Origin of the sequence: Psychromonas ossibalaenae ATCC BAA-1528, from assembly GCF_000381745.1 — a bacterium.
In the GTDB taxonomy this organism is placed as follows: Bacteria; Pseudomonadota; Gammaproteobacteria; order Enterobacterales; family Psychromonadaceae; genus Psychromonas; species Psychromonas ossibalaenae.
Window position 1 is genome coordinate 85799 of record NZ_KB906970.1, and the last position, 17242, is coordinate 103040.

A 17242-nucleotide genomic window follows, 5' to 3' on the forward strand; every position below is an offset into this window, starting at 1 on the left:
CCATAATGGATAAGAAAAAAGTAGTTTGGTCTGAAGGTATGTTTTTGAGCCCGCAGCATTTCCAGCAGCAGGAGCGTTATCTGGAAGGATTTGTAAAAGATTATCGTGATCTTCTGACTCCCAAGCGTTACGGTCTGGCTGAACTGCAGTTTGATAAGCCACTGAGCAAGATCGGAAAAGTGGGTATCAAAAGTGCGGCAGGTTTATTTCCCGACGGTACGCCCTTTACTATTCAAAGCGGATTAGCGCTTGATATTCCTTCCAGCACCAATGATAAATTAGTTTATCTTGCGCTGCCTATTTATCGTCCGGGTGTGGTTGATATCGGTAATGAGCAGGATAAGCACCGGCGTTTTCACCGTCTGGAACATAATATTTTTGATAACAGCCGGGATCATAGTGAAGCGCTGCAGCTGGAGCTTGCCGATTTAAATATTGAGCTGAAATTAGAAGGCGATGATCTGCAGGACTATACGCTTATTCCGATTGCTCATGTTGCTGAACATAAATCCGATGGTGAAGTCGTACTCAATAAAGCTTTTATACCTGTCAGCCTCTATTTTACGGTTTGTGATTATCTGCAGGATAATGTTAATGATCTTTATGCGCAGATGCAGTACCGGGCAAAAAGTATTTCACAACGCCTGCAGGTCGAGTCTGCCAGTAAAAGTCATCAGGCATTGATTCGTGATTATCTGTGGCTGCAGGCTTTAGGGCGCTGGTTACCGACGATTAAACACTGGCTGGATCTCGGTACGCAGACACCGCAGAATATTTATTATGAATGTTTAAAAATTGTCGGGGAGATGCAGGGGCTGGAAGGTAAAATGCCTCAAGAATACGATGCCTGGGACGAAGGGGGTTTGTATACACTGTTTTCGGTGCTCTTTTCGGATATCCATATTTTACTGCGTGAAGTGCAGTTAGACAATCTGACAACCTTAGTCTGGGATACCAGTCTTTTTGAAAAACGCCGTTTATTAAGAACCATGGTGCAGGACAGAGGTTTGTTTAATGCGGGACGTTTTGTGCTGGTGGTGACCTCTTCCCTTGGCGCGGTGAAATTAAGTGAGCAGTTCCCGCTGGTGAGCAAACTGGCCGGCAACGGCGTAATCGCGGAACTGGTGCGTAATGCTCTTTCTGGTGTGCCTTTACGGGCTTTACCCGTACCGCCTTCTGAGTTAAAAGCGCGCAGTGATGCCGCTTATTTTGAAATAGATACTCAATCGTCTTTATGGCAGGAGTTAATTCAGAAAGATGAGCCGATCGCACTGCATGTTGACAGTCGTATTGGTGAGCTTGATATTGAATTTTTTGTAATTCGTTAGAGGTTAAGTGCATGACATCACTATTTAATGAACAAAAGACAATTGTGATCAACCGGGCACAGCCTTCTGCTCAGGCGACTCCGGAGAAAGCTGCCGCATCACTGGATCTAAGCGGTATTCAAAACCTGATTGAAAATCTGCACATCTACGGTAATCCGCTGCTGAATGCAGGCAGTGAGCTGTTAGCCCTGCTGGTCAGTCTGCCCAGACAGCTGTCTCCGCTTGATATTGATGTTTTTCGGCAGAAATTATTTGATGCTATTGCTGACTTTAAACGGCGTGGTTTGTTTCTTGATTATCACCCCAGCGTGATAGAGAAAAGCTGTTTTGTGCTTTGTGCCGCTTTTGATGAAACAATTTTATATACTGCCTGGGGGGAGAAATCCCGCTGGGAGAATCACTCCCTGCTGAGTAAGATATTTAATCAGCGTAACGGCGGGGAAGTGTTTTTTACTCTGCTGGAGCAGGCGCGCCGTCAGCCGGCCAAACTGGTTGATTTTCTAGAGCTGCAGTATGTATTGATGAAGCTGGGCTTTCTTGGTAAATACCGCCATTGCGAGCATAACAAAATATACGAACTGCAGTCTGAACTGCACACGGTCATTCGTCATTTTCGAGACGAATCCGAATTATCTGTACCTAAACCCCCTGAGATGCCGGTTGTAAAAAAACCATGGTGCTTTATCGGTGTACCGAAACTGCTGTTGATCGGTCTACTCATTATTTTTGGCTCATATTTGTTTTCAGAGTACTGGTATAACAACCGCAGTGCATCAACACTGCTTGCTTTTACCTCTCTGGATATGGACGGGTTTATTCACAGTACCCAGAAGGATGATGTTGTTTATATCAGCACGGCAGAAGATATCGGCCTCAGCAAGGATGATTCTGCTGTGTTGGATGTAGATAAAACAACCGCCATACCTGTTAAGTGGGATATTTTACTGGCTGTTTTTTCAAATTCTTCAGATGCACAGCGCTTAGCGAAGGAACTAAAAGAAGCCGGATATCATGTGAAAATAAATGAGACAGCTGCGGGTACGGAACTGCTTCTGCCGGATAAAACCGACTTTTCTAAAGCTAAAGCACTTAAAAATGAGCTGAATATTCGTTTTGGTCTTAATGCTTCAGTACGTAAAAACAGACAACAATAGTGAATAAAATGAAAATAAATAAAAAATTACTTTTGCTTGCCGTTCTTTTTCTTAGCTGTGCTGCCGCTGCCTGGCTATGGATTCCTGTTGATCCGGAAACCGGGATTCGGTTAAAGCTGGCTGTTACGGCCGGCTGTTTTGCGGCCGCTTTGACAACCTTGATTTTTGCTTTCTGGCATCGTGGCTCTGAGGATAAAGCGCAGCAGCATGAACAGGCTGTTCTGTTTAAGCAGGATGTAAAAATAATTAACGATCTCTTTAAGGCTGCAGTAAAACAGCTTCGCGGAGTGAGGGCTCATAAGTTAAAAAACCTCTATGAACTGCCCTGGTATATCCTTCTAGGCGGTGAAAAGGGCGCTAAAAGCAGCTTATTACAGCAGAATAATTTTGAACCGGTACTGCATCGCAGTCACGATGAAAATGACACCAATCATTATATCCGTTTCTGGAGCAATGATAATGCGGTGGTTATCGAGATAGGGCATAGATTATTTGATAATGAAGGTATTGATGATGGATTATGGCGGGCACTGAGCAGACTGTTATTAAAATACCGCCCTCGTCAGGCTGTTAATGCTGTTATCTCAGTTATCGGCTGTGATCAGTTTTTACAGTGCGACAAAAAACAGCGGCAGATTATCAGCTCTAATCTTCAGGAAGCGATACTTGCTTTAGGAGAACATACGGGTCTGTCTATTCCTGTTTATAGCGTATTCACTAAATCTGATGCGATTGCCGATTTTGTTAATTTCTTCGCAGGTTATTCCGGTCGTGATCTGGAAAATCCTTTTGGTTTAACATTTCCCCTTGATGAAAATCATCATTTTAACTCTGCACAGATGGAACAGTCCGCCCTGGAATTACTGAAAAACTTATCTCAGCAGCAGTTTCAGCTGCTGCATGAAACCGGCAAAAAGGAAGCAGGTTCGGTTATCGCTTTGCCTTATCAGCTGCGTTTTTTCTTTGAACGGGCCAGTGAGTTTTTAACTAATCTCGGACGTGAAAACAGGGTTCGTCAGGCTGTCTGGCTGCGCGGTATGTATCTGCTTACTACCGGTAAAAAAGGTGAGAATTATGATCTGCTCAGCCATGTAGTTGCGGAAAATGCTTCCTTTAATGTCGGTGCGCAGCAGCCTCAGGCCGACGGGCGTCAGAGTCTGTTTTCCAGCCGCCTTTTCAGTCATGTTATTCTTCCTGAGGCCGGCATCATAGGGGTAAACCGCGGACGTCACTACCGTTACCTTATGGCGCGAACAGGGTATGTATTAGCACTCGGCTGCTTAATTACATTATTCGGTCTGCAGCTTAGAGATAACTGGAATCTTGATGAAGCGTTTAGAACTAAAGCGGCAACTGAGCTGAGCTTGTACCGTAATGATATCAACCGTCTGCGTGAAGGACGCGCTGATTTAGGTGCGCTTATTCCGGTGTTGAATGAATTACGTACTGTTGATCAGCAGGGCTATAAACCTTTACCCTGGTATCATAAAGTCAGTATTAAGCAGTCTGATACCGCGCAGCAGATCCGTTATGTTTATCAGCAGCAGCTGCAGCTGTTTTTATTACCGCAGATTGAAGATCTGTTAAGCAGCGAATTGTATGTCTATGTTAATTTAGGCAACCCAAGCAAAGTTTTCGAACTGCTGCGTTATTATCAAATGCTCTTTGAACCACAGCGCTTAGATCAGGATGAAATGGTCAGCTATCTGGTGGATACTTTAAACGATCAGGGGGAGTTATCTGCAGGCAGTCTCAATCAGTTAAGTTTTCTGATGGCGGATCTGTTTAACAGTGATTATGCTAACGTATTAAAAGAAAATAATGATTTAATTGCGGTGGCTGTGCAGCATCTTGAAGGTCTTTCGCCTGAGCGTTTAATTTACGCGCGTATCAAAGTAATGCCGGAGTACCGTAACCGGGTTGATGTTCGCCGTCAGCTTGGTGAAAAATTCTCTTCTATGTTCTCCTTTAAATCAGGTTTTCATGGTTATTTATTACCGGAGCTGTATACCCGGCAGGGACATGTAGATATCGATTTGTCGGTTAAATCCGCTCTGCTGAGAAAGCAGCTTAATGAGTTCAAGTCGATTCAGGGGGATATGTCCGGCGCATCGACAGCAGAGTTAGCTGAATTGAGCAAAAAAATTCAGCGTCTTTATTACGCAGATTATGTCTACCAGTGGAAAGAGCTACTTAAAAATATTGAAATAAAGCATTTTTCCAGCCTGGCAGATCTTGCTTATGCTGTCAAAGCCGCTCGAGATCCGGCTGCCAGTCCAATTATTGATGTGCTTGATGCTGTGGTTATGAATACGACTCTGGCCGCTGAAAATAGTACAGATAACAGCACAAGTGCAAAAGTGACTGAACAGCTTGGTTTAAATAAAACTGCAGAAGCGTTGAAAAAAGCAGATCGTCTCAATGTTATTGCCGGTGATAAATTAATTCGCCTGCAGCCTTCATATGTGGTGAATGAAGCATTCAGCAGTTACGCTTCATTCCTGGCGATTCAGGATAAAAGTGCGCCGATTGATGAGTTGATTGCTGAACTTGATAATCTAAACGGTTATTTCGACAGCGCACTGACCAGCAGCGACCCGGGCAAGGCCTGGTATGCTTACGCAAAAGCGCATGCAGCCGGCAGTCAGGATGCCCTGGTGACATTCCGACGCTTATCCAGCCGTACACCGGGCCAGGTGACCGCGTGGGTAAAAGCACTGGATCAGCAGGCCTGGCAGAGAGTCATAGAGAGTGGTGTCGGTTATCTTAATCAACAATGGGAACAGCAGGTTTACACATTTTATCGTCAGGCTATTGAAGGACGTTTTCCTTTTGCACTGCAGGGGCGAGGAGAAGTGGCGCTTGATGATTTTGCCAGCATGTTTAAACCGCAGGGATTAATTGATAAGTTTATCAAACAGGAACTGCAGCCGTTTGTTTACTGGGATAACGGCGTACTTAAACTCAATGAGATTGAAGGCCAGAAACTGCCTGTCAATATTGAAACACTGGCTAAGATAAAGCAGGCCAAAGGGATCCGGGAACTGTTTTTTGGACCGGCCGGACAGGAGTTAGCCCTGCAGCTGCGTGTCAAAGCAAGTTCAATGAGTACCACCAGTACCCAGTTTGATATTCGAGAAGCTGAACGTTTGTTTTCTTATCGTCATGGGCCGAGATTGTGGCAGGACATCACCTGGCCGTCGACAGGGGAAGACGGCTATCTGTCAGCCAGCTTCTATAAAGGTGAAAACCGCATTGCCAGTAAATCATATTCTGGTCAATGGGCACTGTTTAGAATTATGTTTGACGGAAAATCAAGTGCAACAGGGGACCGCAGAGTACGTAATCTTGTTTATAAACTTGAAGATCAGGATGTGATTTTACAGTATGCACTTAAAGACAGTAATTCAGCTTTAGAGAAAGGTTTATTAAGCAGTTTTTACCTGCCTGAGGTGTTGTAGAAAGAGACCGTTGTCGGAAGCTTTTCGCTGTGCTTCACATAAGTCCTCTGTAGAACGATAAACGCCCCTGCTCAAATGCTGAGCAGGGGCGTTATATTAATAGCTAACTTCTTTTTACATATTACTGTATAGACCAGCCTCCCTTCGTATACAGCCAGGTTGTTTTGCTGTCTTTTGGAGTTACAAAGCTACTTGAAGCATTATAATTAACAGTAGTCGGCTGATCAGCGATGCTGTCCAGGGTAAATAACTGTCCCTCTCGTACTTCATGCATCGGCAAATCAACGATTAATATATTTGAACCATTTCGGCTTCGTACTGTGACATGCTGATATTCATTCATTTCCAGCAGTAGTGCATTACTGTCGTTCTCTAATGGTTTGATATTAGAGGCGGTGTTCAGCAGTATGCTTGTATCACTCCATGGCTTGCCGTTAGTGCTGTAAAACTTCTTATCCTTATCAGTGTTCTTAGGTGGTTGAATATCTAGTTTGCCTTGAGATTTTCCATTACAGATAACTTCTGCATGATCAGGCTGGTCTGCCTGTGCGATATTGACATGTAGTTTATTCATGTAACCTTCACTTAGGCGATTATTTTCAAGCTCATAGATATGGCTTTGACTGTTGTTTTCAAATTTGACTTCAAGATAACACTGATCGCTATATTCGCTGTTATCCATGGCATCCGGTTTATAGACAAAACCATACGCTCCGTGTAGTCCCGGATAAATATAACCTTCAATATCACCCTGTGGATCATAAAAACCGACTAAGGTGGTTACCGGCACAGCAAACTGCTCCGGGATAAGAGTTTCCGCAGCGTCTAGTATCTGCTGTTCACTTTGTTCAACCCATAAACTGTCTAATGCTTTGTAATAGTAGGTATTACCAGTGGTGACAACTTGTTCTTCAGCATCATTATAGTATATTTTCGAGTTATAACCTGCTGTACTGCTGACCATGATCACTTTGCCTTCATCACTAGGTTCAGCCGTCGGAAAATAAATATCCCGGACGTGTGCGCCGTCTCTTGTCTTAATATCAATCCTGTCATTAATATCCAACTGCGAGCGTAGATGTTCGGCATCAGTGTCATCCCTGATTTTTTCAAACTCCTGCGAGTTATTAATAGTATAAGTATTATTTGTTTTCAGGTGCTTATACTCAATCATCTGCGATGATTCGGCATCCCATTTTTCAAATCCGGTAGGTGAACCAGCTGCAAAATTAATTTTACCTTCGAGGTGTTTTTGAGTCATCTCTAAATTATAGGGCGTTTGCAGGGTATAATTCGATAAAGGTGAACTTGCTGCGCCACCGGACATAGTATCTTTATTTAACTGGTATCCCTGCCATGGCGGAATTGTTTCATCATCACAGCAGCTTGCATCGCCGTGTCTATCCCAAAAGAAATTTACAATAAAACGCTGTTTGCTAGCATCCCAGCCCCAGCCGGAATTTATTTCTCCTGCTGGGCGGTGAATTGAACCGTCAGTTCCTCCTGGAAAATGCCCAATTCCGAAATTGTGAGCCACTTCATGGCTCCATTCATTACCCAGAGAATTATCGATAGTGACCATGCCGTTGCCGCCGCTGCCGCCGTGTATTTGTACACCGTTAGAATAGTTACCGCGGGAGCTGTGCGCTGCTATTTGACTCGCCAGATAGGTATGTCCGCTTTCCTTGTTACCGATAGAACTATTTGAGCCGTAGTTAGCCATATCAATGCCGTGCGAGATAAGTATTTTGCCGATAGCGCCGCGCATATCACCTTTATGCCAGCCTCCCTCACTTGGGTCATAGTCAGTAAACACATCGCCATTAGGCATGACGATATGCTTCAGATGAATAGGCTCATACTGGTTGACAGTTAATTTACTGGCGGGAATTTTTTGATAATAATCTAGATGATTTTCAATTTCATCTGCAAATTTAAAGTTGTTACGAGGCTCGACCAGCATGCCGATATCTATAGTGTGAATAAGTATTTCAGTGGGAGCGCCGATTACAATATTATTTAGCTCTCCTTTATCTTTGCCATAGGTAAATTTTAGTTCCAGACCCGGTTCAATCCAGGATGAAGGTAAAGTTGCGCTCCACATATCATGAGCATAGACAATCGATAGATCTTCTCCGTCGTGAGCAGGAAGCCCCTCTGGCGGTGTTAAATTAATGCCTCCTAAAAAGCTGCCGTCTTTATCAAAGCCTTTTACTTTTATTATTTCGCTGCCTGCCTGTGTCTGCAGCGGCTGTACCATTAATAAAGTATCTCTGTTAGCGGTTAGGTGAGGTCTTGGTTCATCTGCAGAGCTGTTTTGAAACAGGGTGATATTTTGTGCGTAGGATATTTGTGCTTTAAAATCGCCTGTTAAATCATTTTTTAATGGAACATCAAAAAAGGCGATGGTTTCATCACCCGGTTCAACAATAGGGTCTGTGATCTCTGACACATCTTCATCGCGCGGATTAGAAGGACCCTCTATGGGATCGACTGGATTAACAGGAGCAATAGGATCAACAGGCTCGAATACTGCATTGGGATCCATATAGGAAATTTCCAAATGGTCGATATTCGGGACCAGTTCCCCGTCGGAGCCGATAGTAAAACTGTTCTTACCAGACTGCAGTTTTACTACGTGTTCAGTTGTATAGCTCCAGTTTTCTTCATCTTGTGTTGAGACTAAATCAACATGCTTTCCAGCGATAAACTGTCCTTGATAGTTTCGATGTAAATACACTGTACGTTCCTCTGGAGAGGAATAGCGCATTCTTAATTTGTATTCTCCATCGACAGGCGCGTTAAACTCAAAAGTAATGTGACCCTGCTCTATCCATTCACCTGTCCGGTAACCTGAGCCGCTGTATCCTGGAATACTGTTGTCAACCGGTGTTCCGAATGCAATAGCGTCTTCTGCCTGCAGTATTTCGGTAATATCTTTCTCTGAGGCGTTAGCAGTGTTAAAGGACAGCCCCGCTATAATAAGGGCTGTGGTGATTTTGTTGATTTTCATGATGTTGTTAACTCCATAAATAAGCTGTTTATTTCTGCTATGTGTATTTCCGGTACTGCACCATAGTGTATTTCCGGCACTGCACCATAAATGAAATTAATCAAGTGAAGGCGGCAGTAGCGGCGAATGTTATTGTTAATAACGCTTACCCAGGTAGTGAAAAGGTGTGAAAAGGTGTGAAAAGGTGTGAAAAGGTGTGAATTTAGTGAGCACAGGCAAAATTGTTTTGTAAAGAGCAGTAAGGTGCGCTACGTTGACAGGTTCCAGTGTAGGGGGGCACCGCGGTTCGGCAAAAGAGGGGGATAAATTTCAGTGTTATTTACTGTATTAATGACAGCTTATAGGATTTTGCTGTGGCCCATTACGCAGTGAAAACATGTTTTAATCTAACTGTTTTACCAGCCATTTTTTCCATCGTGTTAATTTGTTTTTGTCGCCTTGTGTTAACAACTGCGGATCAATCTGCCGCAGCCACTGCTGCAATGCAAACCAGTCATCTTTAACTTCAATGAGACCTGTACCCTGATGTTTATTTTTGCGGCTGAATCCCGGCGTTAACTGCCATTGCGGTAAATGCTCTAGTGCAGTGCCTGCCGGCCAGGATGCACCAAAATCAATTATTTTAATTGAGCCGAGCTCAGGCTGATAAATTACATTTGAAGGTTTAATATCACCATGTACCCAGCCCTGCTGATGTAAATGGCAAACGGCGCGCACAATTTGAGGTATCAAAGAGATAAACAGGCTGCTCTGCACCTGTGAAAACGCCAGTATGCTTTGCCCGTTTATATAGGACAGTATTAATAATGAGGAGGCAGGCAGGTATTCAAGCGACTGCTGGATATAAGGTGAACTACATTGTGACATGCAGGACCATTCCCTGTGCAGCAGTTCATTTTCAGCGTGTTTAATAATGACCTTAGTGCCGCAGCTGCGGTCAGAAGCCAGCCATACCTGCGGGGTAAATGCGCTGATTAATGTGAAGCGCTGTACAAGAATATCACCAGCATTATAATCTTCAATGTCGGTCATTAGCTCGCTCTTACAAAGGCTTGTTAAATAACTGCAAAATTTTCTTCTTCTAACATTTTTATCAAAGAAATTAAGGGTAAACCGATCAGGCTGTTTGGATCTTTACCTTCAAATCCTTCAAATAATGCAATACCGTATCCTTCACTTTTAAAGCTGCCGGCGCAGTTGAACGGCTGCTCTTTATTGAGGTAGTTGGTGATCATTACATCGCTTAACTCTCTAAACTGTACGACATAAGGTTCAACCAAAGACTGGGTTTTACCGGTTTTACTGTTAATTAAAGCCAGACCTGTATAAAAGGTGATTTTTTTACCGCTGGCCGCTTTTAACTGCTGAAAAGCATTATCAAAATTACCTGGTTTACCCAGAATTACTCCGTTATTTACACACACTTGATCTGAGCCGATAACCAGTGCATTTTCATAAGCGGGGCAGACTGCGGATGCTTTAGCAACAGCCAGTCGTTCAACAAGCTCAACGGCCGTTTCCCGGGGAAGGGGCGTTTCATCTACATTGGGTTTTTCCGTTGTAAAGGCTAAAAACAATTTATCTAAAAGCTGCTTTCTAAAAGGTGACGTTGACGCTAATACTAATGTCTGAGGCATAACTTTCTCAAGGTTAATGGAATATTGAAGACATTTTATGGTGGGAAAATTAATAAAGCGATAATTTAATAAAATAATCGCTCATTATTTAAGGTATTAGTGTTCACTATCTAGAATCCCGAAGATCAAAAATACGAATCAGCTATCCTAACGAAAACTTTGCAAAAATGTTCCTTTTTCTTTGACTATCTTGACCGCTATCTATATTATTCGCGACCATGCAAAAGGTTAAACTACCGATTAGCGTTGATCCTGTTCGCGCTGCACAAAAGCATTTGGAACTCGAAGCTCGAATTCCAAAAGAACTTTTGAGCAGATTAGCAGAGTCAACAATCAGTGTTCACTCTGATATCGACACAGTTTTCTCATTTGATATTGATAAGCAGAAGCTAAGAATATTTCATGGTAAAGCAAGTGTTGCAGTAGAGCTAATTTGTCAACGGTGCAATGCGCCTATGATTTATCAGTGTGAAGCTGAATTTACGTATTGTCCCGTTCATAACCAAGAACAGGAAAATAATTTACCAGACGCCTATGAATCCATTTATTATGATGAGAATGGAGAGGTGAATCTTCATCAGGTTGTAGAAGACGAGCTGATATTGGCACTTCCGCAAATTGCAAAACACGCAATTGAAGAGTGTCAACAAAGTGAGTTTGAACTTACCTTTGGTGAAATTGATGAAGAAGAACAGCGTCCCAACCCATTTGAAGCTTTAGCTAAATTAAAGCACAAATAACAAGCAGGAATTTTTAAAATGGCTGTACAAAAAAGTCGTAAAACTCGTTCAAAACGCGGTATGCGTCGTTCACATGACGCTCTAACTGCGCCGGCTCAACTTACTGTTGACGCTACGTCTGGTGAAACTCACCGTCGTCATCACATGACTGCTGACGGTTTCTACAAAGGCAAAAAAGTAATCGAATTGTAGGATTACTTTGCGTAAACTTACCATTGCGCTTGATGTCATGGGGGGCGATTTCGGCCCCCATATTTCCCTCTTGGCCACAGTAAAATCACTCCAGCTGCACCCCGAATTATCACTGATTATTGTTGGTAATCGTTCGCAAATACTCCCTTTTTTAAAAAAACATCAACTTTTAGATCACTCCCGTTTGAGTTTTATTCATGCAGATAATTTTATCTCCATGGAAGATAATCCAGTGCATGTGCTTCGTCGAGGTTCCGGTTCATCAATGCATATGGCTTTAGATCTTGTTGCTCAGGGTAAAGCGGATGCCTGCGTCAGTGCCGGAAATACCGGGGCATTAATGCTGCTTGCTAAGCAGGCTTTGAAAACATTACCGGGCATTTCACGTCCAGCACTGGTGGCCGCGCTGCCGAATAACTGTTCGGGTTTTACCTATCTGCTGGATCTCGGCGCAAACTTACAGTGCGATAGTGATACCCTGTTTAATTTTGCTGTTATGGGCAGTGTATTATGTGAAAAAGTGCAGCAGATAAAATCGCCGCGCACGGCACTGCTGAATGTCGGTAAAGAAAATAATAAAGGCAATGATGTTATTAAACGCTCTGCCGGTCTGTTAAAGCAGACAAAACATATAAATTATGCTGGTTTTATTGAAGCCAATGAATTGTTCTCAGGTCGGGCCGACGTGGTTGTAACCGATGGTTTCAGCGGCAATGTGGCATTAAAAAGCTACGAAGGCATGGGAAGAGTCTTTTTAGAGCAGTTAGATAAAGCGATTAATACAAATATTTATAGTAAACTGCTGGGCAGATTATTAAGGCCGATTTTAAAAAAGCAGCTAAAACATTTGCATCCGGACATGTATAATGGCGCCAGTTTAATTGGTTTACGCGGCATAGTTGTTAAAAGTCACGGAAGTGCCAATGAAGTTGCATTTTCCTATGCCATTGAACAGGCCATAAAAGAGATTCAGTGGCAGATTCCAGCAAGCATAGCAAAAAAATTAGAAACTGTTTTATCAGAGCGAGATTGTTTATCACATGAATAGCAAAATTACAGGTACGGGTAGTTATCTACCAGAAACAGTACGTACAAACGACGATTTAGAAAAGATGGTTGATACCAGCGATGAATGGATCACCACACGTACAGGTATTAAAGAGCGTCGTATTGCTAATAAACAGGACACTATTGCCTTTATGGGCAAAGAAGCGGGTTTAAAAGCATTACAGGTAGCTGACTTAAAAGCTGAAGATTTAGATCTTATTATTGTGGCAACAACCAGTAATCATAATGCATTCCCTTCGGCTGCTTGTGAAGTGCAGAATTTACTGGGGATTTATAATATCCCTGCATTTGATGTGTCAGCTGCTTGTGCTGGTTTTACTTATGCATTAAGCGTGGCGGATAACTTTATTAAAGCCGGCAGTGCTAAAAATGTATTAGTGATTGGTGCAGATGCTCTGGCAAATACCTGTGATCCTGCGGATCGCTCTACCATTATCTTATTCGGTGACGGTGCCGGTGCTGTTATTGTCAGTGCTTCAGAAGAGCAGGGGATTTTATCAACGCATATTAATGCCGACGGCCGTTTCGGTGATCTGCTTAAACTGCCGAATGCGCAGCGCGGTATTGAGCAGTCAGTTCATGACTCGTATCTGTCAATGGCCGGTAACGATGTATTTAAAGTGGCAGTTAAAAAATTAAGCCAGGTTGTCGTGGATACTCTGGCGGCTAATAATATCGACAAACAACAGCTTGACTGGTTAGTACCGCACCAGGCTAATAAGCGCATTATCAGCGCAACCGCTAAAAAGCTGGGGATGTCCATGGAACAGGTGGTATTAACACTTGATAAACACGGCAATACCTCAGCCGCTTCTGTCCCACTGGCTTTTGACGAAGGCGTACGCAGCGGCAAAATTAAGTCCGGACAGCTGGTATTATTAGAAGCATTCGGCGGCGGATTTACATGGGGCAGTGCCCTGATTCGTATGTAGTTTTTGATATACGACAAGACTTATCATTATTAGGAATTTAAAAATATGACAAACTTTACTTTTGCCTTTCCTGGACAGGGCTCGCAAAGTGTCGCTATGTTAGCTGAACTTGCTGAGTCATTTCCTGTTGTTGTAGACACTTATAAACAAGCAAGTGATGCATTAGGTTATGATTTATGGGAACTTGTGCAGCAGGGGCCAAGCGAGGCTTTAAATCAGACAGATAAAACCCAGCCGGCTTTGTTAGCTGCATCTGTGGCTATCTGGCGTGTATGGGCTGAGAAGGGCGGTGAAAAACCATCTGTAATTGCCGGTCACAGCTTAGGCGAGTACTCTGCATTAGTTTGTGCGGGTGTGATTGATTTTAAAGATGCAGTAAAACTTGTTGAACTGCGTGGTCAGTTAATGCAGCAGGCCGTTCCTGCGGGAACTGGCGCTATGTCTGCCATTATCGGTTTAGACAACGATAAAATTGCTGAATGTTGTAAACAGGCTGAACAAGGACAAGTTGTTTCTCCGGTAAACTTTAATTCACCGGGTCAGGTTGTTATTGCCGGTAATAAAGAAGCCGTAGAGCGTGCTGGTGTTTTACTTAAAGAAGCGGGTGCTAAACGTGTATTACCGCTGCCGGTAAGTGTTCCTTCGCATTGTGCATTAATGAAACCTGCCGCTGAAAAATTAGCTGTGGCTTTACAGAGCATTGAATTTAAAGCGCCTGAAATCACGGTAATCAACAATGTTGATGTTGCTGCAGAAACCGATGCTGAAAAAATAAAAGATGCGCTGGTTCGTCAGCTTTTCTGCCCGGTACGCTGGACAGAAATTGTTGAAAAAATGGCCGCTGACGGTATTACATTACAGGTTGAAGCCGGTCCGGGTAAAGTATTAAGCGGTTTAGTCCGCCGTATCGACAAGAGCTTTACAGCTCAGTTTATCAATGACAGTGCAAGTTTAGAAAATGCATTAACTGCAGTTAAAGGAGAATAGTCACCATGCAGAATCAAATAGTATTAATAACAGGCGCAAGCCGTGGTATCGGCCGTGCAATCGCGGAAAAATTTGTTGCATTAGGCGCAACTGTATTAGGTACAGCAACCAGTGAAAACGGCGCAAATGCTATCTCTGAGTACCTGGGTGATGCCGGTAAAGGTTTTGTATTAAATGTGACCGACACAGATTCAATCGCGGCACTTTTTGCTGATATTAAAGCTCAGTACGGTGTAGTAGATGTATTAGTCAATAACGCCGGTATTACGCGTGATAACTTATTAATGCGTATGAAAGACGATGAGTGGAATGACATCATTGATACGAACTTAACGCCTATCTTCAAAATGAGTAAAGCGGCACTTCGTCCTATGATGAAAAAGCGCGCAGGCCGCATTATCAATGTGGGTTCAGTGGTTGGTACTATGGGTAATGCGGGTCAGGCGAACTATGCGGCTGCTAAAGCAGGCGTTATTGGTTTTACTAAATCATTAGCGCGCGAAGTCGCAAGCCGCGGTATTACAGTGAATACTGTTGCACCTGGCTTTATCGAAACAGATATGACTAAAGCATTGACGGATGAGCAGCGTGCATCTACATTATCAGCTGTACCAGCCGGTCGTTTAGGGGATCCTAAAGAAATCGCAGCGACTGTTGCATTCTTAGCCTCAGAGGGCGCAGCCTACATTAACGGTGAAACTATTCACGTTAACGGCGGCATGTATATGGTCTAAAATAGACCTTATATAAATTTAAAAAATGAAAAAACATTTGGAATTTAACGATTTTTTGATTAATATCCAAAAATAACTGGTTGAATCAGTGATACAGTACTTGAATATTAAACGCGATAGAATAAACTATCGCAACTAACGCAATAGCGTATTCACAAAGGAAATAAAAATGAGCAATATCGAAGAACGCGTAAAAAACATCATCGTTGAGCAACTTGGTGTTCAACTAGACGAAGTTGTAAACAAAGCTTCTTTCGTTGACGATCTAGGTGCTGATTCTTTAGATACAGTTGAACTTGTAATGGCTCTTGAAGAAGAGTTCGATACAGAAATCCCTGATGAAGAAGCAGAGAAAATCACTACTGTTCAATCAGCTATCGATTACGTTGTAAACAACGGTTAATCATTCACTGTGAATGATAAGAATTTCTAAAGGCGGTCTTCTGACCGCCTTTTGTGTTTTAATGAGTTTATTAACTAAATTAGCACTGACTGTTTCTGGTGAGTATTTATTTAATCTAATTCGTCTGTAGTAGGAGAAGTTATAGTGTCAAAGCGTAGAGTGGTAATTACTGGTTTAGGTATGTTATCCCCAGTAGGTAATTCAGTTGAACAATCTTGGGAAGCTGTGCAGGCTGGTCAAAGCGGTATCTCAAATATCGAACATTTTGATACTGAAAAATTTGCCTGTAAATTTGCCGGTTTAGTAAAAGATTTTAATGTTGAAGACTACATGCCTAAAAAAGAGGCGCGTAAAATGGATACCTTCATTCAGTATGGTGTTGCTGCCGCTGAACAGGCATTTCAGGATTCAGGTTTAGTAGTAACTGATGAAAATGCAGAGCGTATCGGTGTTGCAATCGGCTCGGGTATCGGCGGTATTACAACTATTGAAACTAACGTACGTAACTTTGAAAAAAGCGGTCCGCGAAAAATCAGTCCGTTCTTTGTTCCGGCAACGATTATTAATATGATTTCAGGTCATGTTTCAATAAATAAAGGCCTTAAAGGGCCTAACATTGCTATTACTACTGCATGTACAACAGGTACACACAGTATTGGTACAGCTGCCCGCATGATTCAGTACGGTGATGCGGATGTGATGTTTGCCGGCGGCGCAGAAAAAGCATCAAGTGAACTAAGCATGGGCGGATTTGCTTCAGCTCGTGCACTGTCAACACGTAATGATTCACCGCAGACAGCTAGTCGTCCATGGGATGAGTCTCGTGATGGTTTCGTATTAGGTGACGGTGCTGGTGTGTTAGTGCTTGAAGAGTATGAGCATGCAAAAGCCCGCGGTGCAAAAATTTATGCTGAGTTTGTTGGTTTTGGTATGAGCGGCGATGCTTTCCATATGACGTCACCACCAGAAAGCGGTGCAGGTGCGGCATTATCAATGAAAAATGCGATTAAAGATGCAAAAATTGAAGCTTCACAAATTCAGTACATTAATGCCCACGGTACTTCAACACCAGCTGGTGATATTGCGGAAACACAGGCTGTAAAAGGTATTTGGGGTGATGCAGCTAAAGATGTGATGATGAGCTCTACTAAATCTATGACTGGTCACCTGTTAGGCGCTGCCGGTGCGATTGAAGCAGTATTTAGTGTATTAGCACTGCGTGATCAGCTTGCTCCGCCTACGATTAACCTGGTAAATCCAAGCGAAGGCTGTGATTTAGACTACGTAACAGACGGTAAAGCACGTCCTGCTGATATCGAATATGCACTGTCTAACTCATTTGGTTTCGGCGGTACAAACGGTACATTAATCTTTAAACGTATCTAATTAAGTAAAGTGCTTCTAGTCGTTATTAGATGCATTTGTTATATGCCCAAACCACTTAAAGATTCAGATTCAGAGCTTAGCCCGGAAGTCAGAACAAGGCACGATATGCAGAGAATGGTTATTCCCTTTTCAAACATTGTAACGCTGTGCTGATTTTCGAGCTAGGCTCCCGCAGGGCAAGGCGAGAGGCAACCATCTTCAGCGTTA

The 17242-nt window shown here is 43.0% G+C and carries 14 protein-coding genes; 11 read left to right on the plus strand and 3 right to left on the minus strand.

Annotated elements, in window-relative coordinates; genetic code table 11:
- Positions 1-5: 5 nt before the first annotated feature.
- The 3 genes from tssK to tssM are packed head-to-tail and all read left to right on the plus strand — an operon-like array spanning position 6 to position 5943.
- Complete coding sequence (tssK, locus tag G327_RS0103325; protein ID WP_019613344.1) at positions 6-1328, plus strand: type VI secretion system baseplate subunit TssK; 1323 nt, start codon at positions 6-8, stop codon at positions 1326-1328.
- 11 nt (positions 1329-1339) lie between these two features.
- Positions 1340-2482 carry a type IVB secretion system protein IcmH/DotU gene (gene icmH / locus G327_RS0103330; protein WP_019613345.1) on the plus strand — a complete coding sequence of 381 codons (1143 nt, stop codon included), beginning with the start codon at positions 1340-1342 and terminating at the stop codon, positions 2480-2482.
- A gap of 8 nt (positions 2483-2490) precedes the next feature.
- A complete protein-coding gene (gene tssM, locus G327_RS0103335) occupies positions 2491-5943 on the plus strand; it encodes a type VI secretion system membrane subunit TssM (protein WP_019613346.1) in 3453 nt (1150 codons plus the stop codon).
- Positions 5944-6064: 121 nt separating this feature from the next.
- Here the strand turns inward: tssM and G327_RS23910 are convergent, their stop codons facing one another.
- From G327_RS23910 to G327_RS0103350, 3 genes are all read right to left on the minus strand, one after another.
- Entirely contained in the window at positions 6065-8956 is a 2892-nt protein-coding gene (locus G327_RS23910) for a M66 family metalloprotease (protein ID WP_019613347.1), read from the minus strand.
- Between the two features lie 381 nt (positions 8957-9337).
- Entirely contained in the window at positions 9338-9988 is a 651-nt protein-coding gene (locus tag G327_RS23915) for a protein kinase domain-containing protein (protein ID WP_019613348.1), read from the minus strand.
- Positions 9989-10011: 23 nt separating this feature from the next.
- Positions 10012-10593 (minus strand): Maf family protein, encoded by a 582-nt coding sequence (locus G327_RS0103350; RefSeq protein ID WP_019613349.1) that lies wholly within the window; start codon positions 10591-10593, stop codon positions 10012-10014.
- Between the two features lie 218 nt (positions 10594-10811).
- Between G327_RS0103350 and yceD the strand changes: the two genes are divergently transcribed.
- From yceD to fabF, 8 genes are all read left to right on the plus strand, one after another.
- Complete coding sequence (gene yceD, locus G327_RS0103355; protein WP_019613350.1) at positions 10812-11333, plus strand: 23S rRNA accumulation protein YceD; 522 nt, start codon at positions 10812-10814, stop codon at positions 11331-11333.
- 18 nt (positions 11334-11351) lie between these two features.
- Complete coding sequence (rpmF, locus tag G327_RS0103360; protein ID WP_019613351.1) at positions 11352-11525, plus strand: 50S ribosomal protein L32; 174 nt, start codon at positions 11352-11354, stop codon at positions 11523-11525.
- Between the two features lie 7 nt (positions 11526-11532).
- Positions 11533-12573 carry a phosphate acyltransferase PlsX gene (gene plsX / locus G327_RS0103365; RefSeq protein ID WP_019613352.1) on the plus strand — a complete coding sequence of 347 codons (1041 nt, stop codon included), beginning with the start codon at positions 11533-11535 and terminating at the stop codon, positions 12571-12573.
- Positions 12566-13525, plus strand: a complete 960-nt coding sequence (locus G327_RS0103370; protein ID WP_019613353.1) for a beta-ketoacyl-ACP synthase III — start codon at positions 12566-12568, stop codon at positions 13523-13525. Before plsX ends, G327_RS0103370 begins: the two co-directional genes overlap by 8 nt.
- Before the next feature lie 45 nt (positions 13526-13570).
- On the plus strand, positions 13571-14512 hold the full coding sequence (gene fabD, locus G327_RS0103375) for an ACP S-malonyltransferase (protein ID WP_019613354.1): 942 nt from the start codon (positions 13571-13573) through the stop codon (positions 14510-14512).
- 5 nt (positions 14513-14517) lie between these two features.
- On the plus strand, positions 14518-15246 hold the full coding sequence (fabG, locus tag G327_RS0103380; protein WP_019613355.1) for a 3-oxoacyl-ACP reductase FabG: 729 nt from the start codon (positions 14518-14520) through the stop codon (positions 15244-15246).
- A 169-nt stretch (positions 15247-15415) separates the two neighbouring features.
- Positions 15416-15649 carry an acyl carrier protein gene (gene acpP, locus G327_RS0103385; protein ID WP_019613356.1) on the plus strand — a complete coding sequence of 78 codons (234 nt, stop codon included), beginning with the start codon at positions 15416-15418 and terminating at the stop codon, positions 15647-15649.
- Between the two features lie 144 nt (positions 15650-15793).
- The gene (fabF, locus tag G327_RS0103390; protein ID WP_019613357.1) at positions 15794-17035 is read left to right on the plus strand and encodes a beta-ketoacyl-ACP synthase II; all 1242 of its coding nucleotides are present in this window, start codon (positions 15794-15796) and stop codon (positions 17033-17035) included.
- Positions 17036-17242 lie beyond the last annotated feature (207 nt).

Excerpts from the sequence above, each read along its gene's own strand:
- icmH (WP_019613345.1), top strand. The coding sequence starts at position 1,340 with ATGACATCACTATTTAATGAACAAAAGACAATTGTGATCAACCGGGCA.
- acpP (WP_019613356.1), top strand. The coding sequence starts at position 15,416 with ATGAGCAATATCGAAGAACGCGTAAAAAACATCATCGTTGAGCAACTT.
- fabD (WP_019613354.1), top strand. The coding sequence starts at position 13,571 with ATGACAAACTTTACTTTTGCCTTTCCTGGACAGGGCTCGCAAAGTGTC.
- G327_RS23915 (WP_019613348.1), bottom strand. The coding sequence starts at position 9,988 with ATGACCGACATTGAAGATTATAATGCTGGTGATATTCTTGTACAGCGC.
- tssM (WP_019613346.1), top strand. The coding sequence starts at position 2,491 with ATGAAAATAAATAAAAAATTACTTTTGCTTGCCGTTCTTTTTCTTAGC.
- G327_RS0103350 (WP_019613349.1), bottom strand. The coding sequence starts at position 10,593 with ATGCCTCAGACATTAGTATTAGCGTCAACGTCACCTTTTAGAAAGCAG.
- fabG (WP_019613355.1), top strand. The coding sequence starts at position 14,518 with ATGCAGAATCAAATAGTATTAATAACAGGCGCAAGCCGTGGTATCGGC.
- rpmF (WP_019613351.1), top strand. The coding sequence starts at position 11,352 with ATGGCTGTACAAAAAAGTCGTAAAACTCGTTCAAAACGCGGTATGCGT.
- G327_RS0103370 (WP_019613353.1), top strand. The coding sequence starts at position 12,566 with ATGAATAGCAAAATTACAGGTACGGGTAGTTATCTACCAGAAACAGTA.
- G327_RS23910 (WP_019613347.1), bottom strand. The coding sequence starts at position 8,956 with ATGAAAATCAACAAAATCACCACAGCCCTTATTATAGCGGGGCTGTCC.
- yceD (WP_019613350.1), top strand. The coding sequence starts at position 10,812 with ATGCAAAAGGTTAAACTACCGATTAGCGTTGATCCTGTTCGCGCTGCA.
- tssK (WP_019613344.1), top strand. The coding sequence starts at position 6 with ATGGATAAGAAAAAAGTAGTTTGGTCTGAAGGTATGTTTTTGAGCCCG.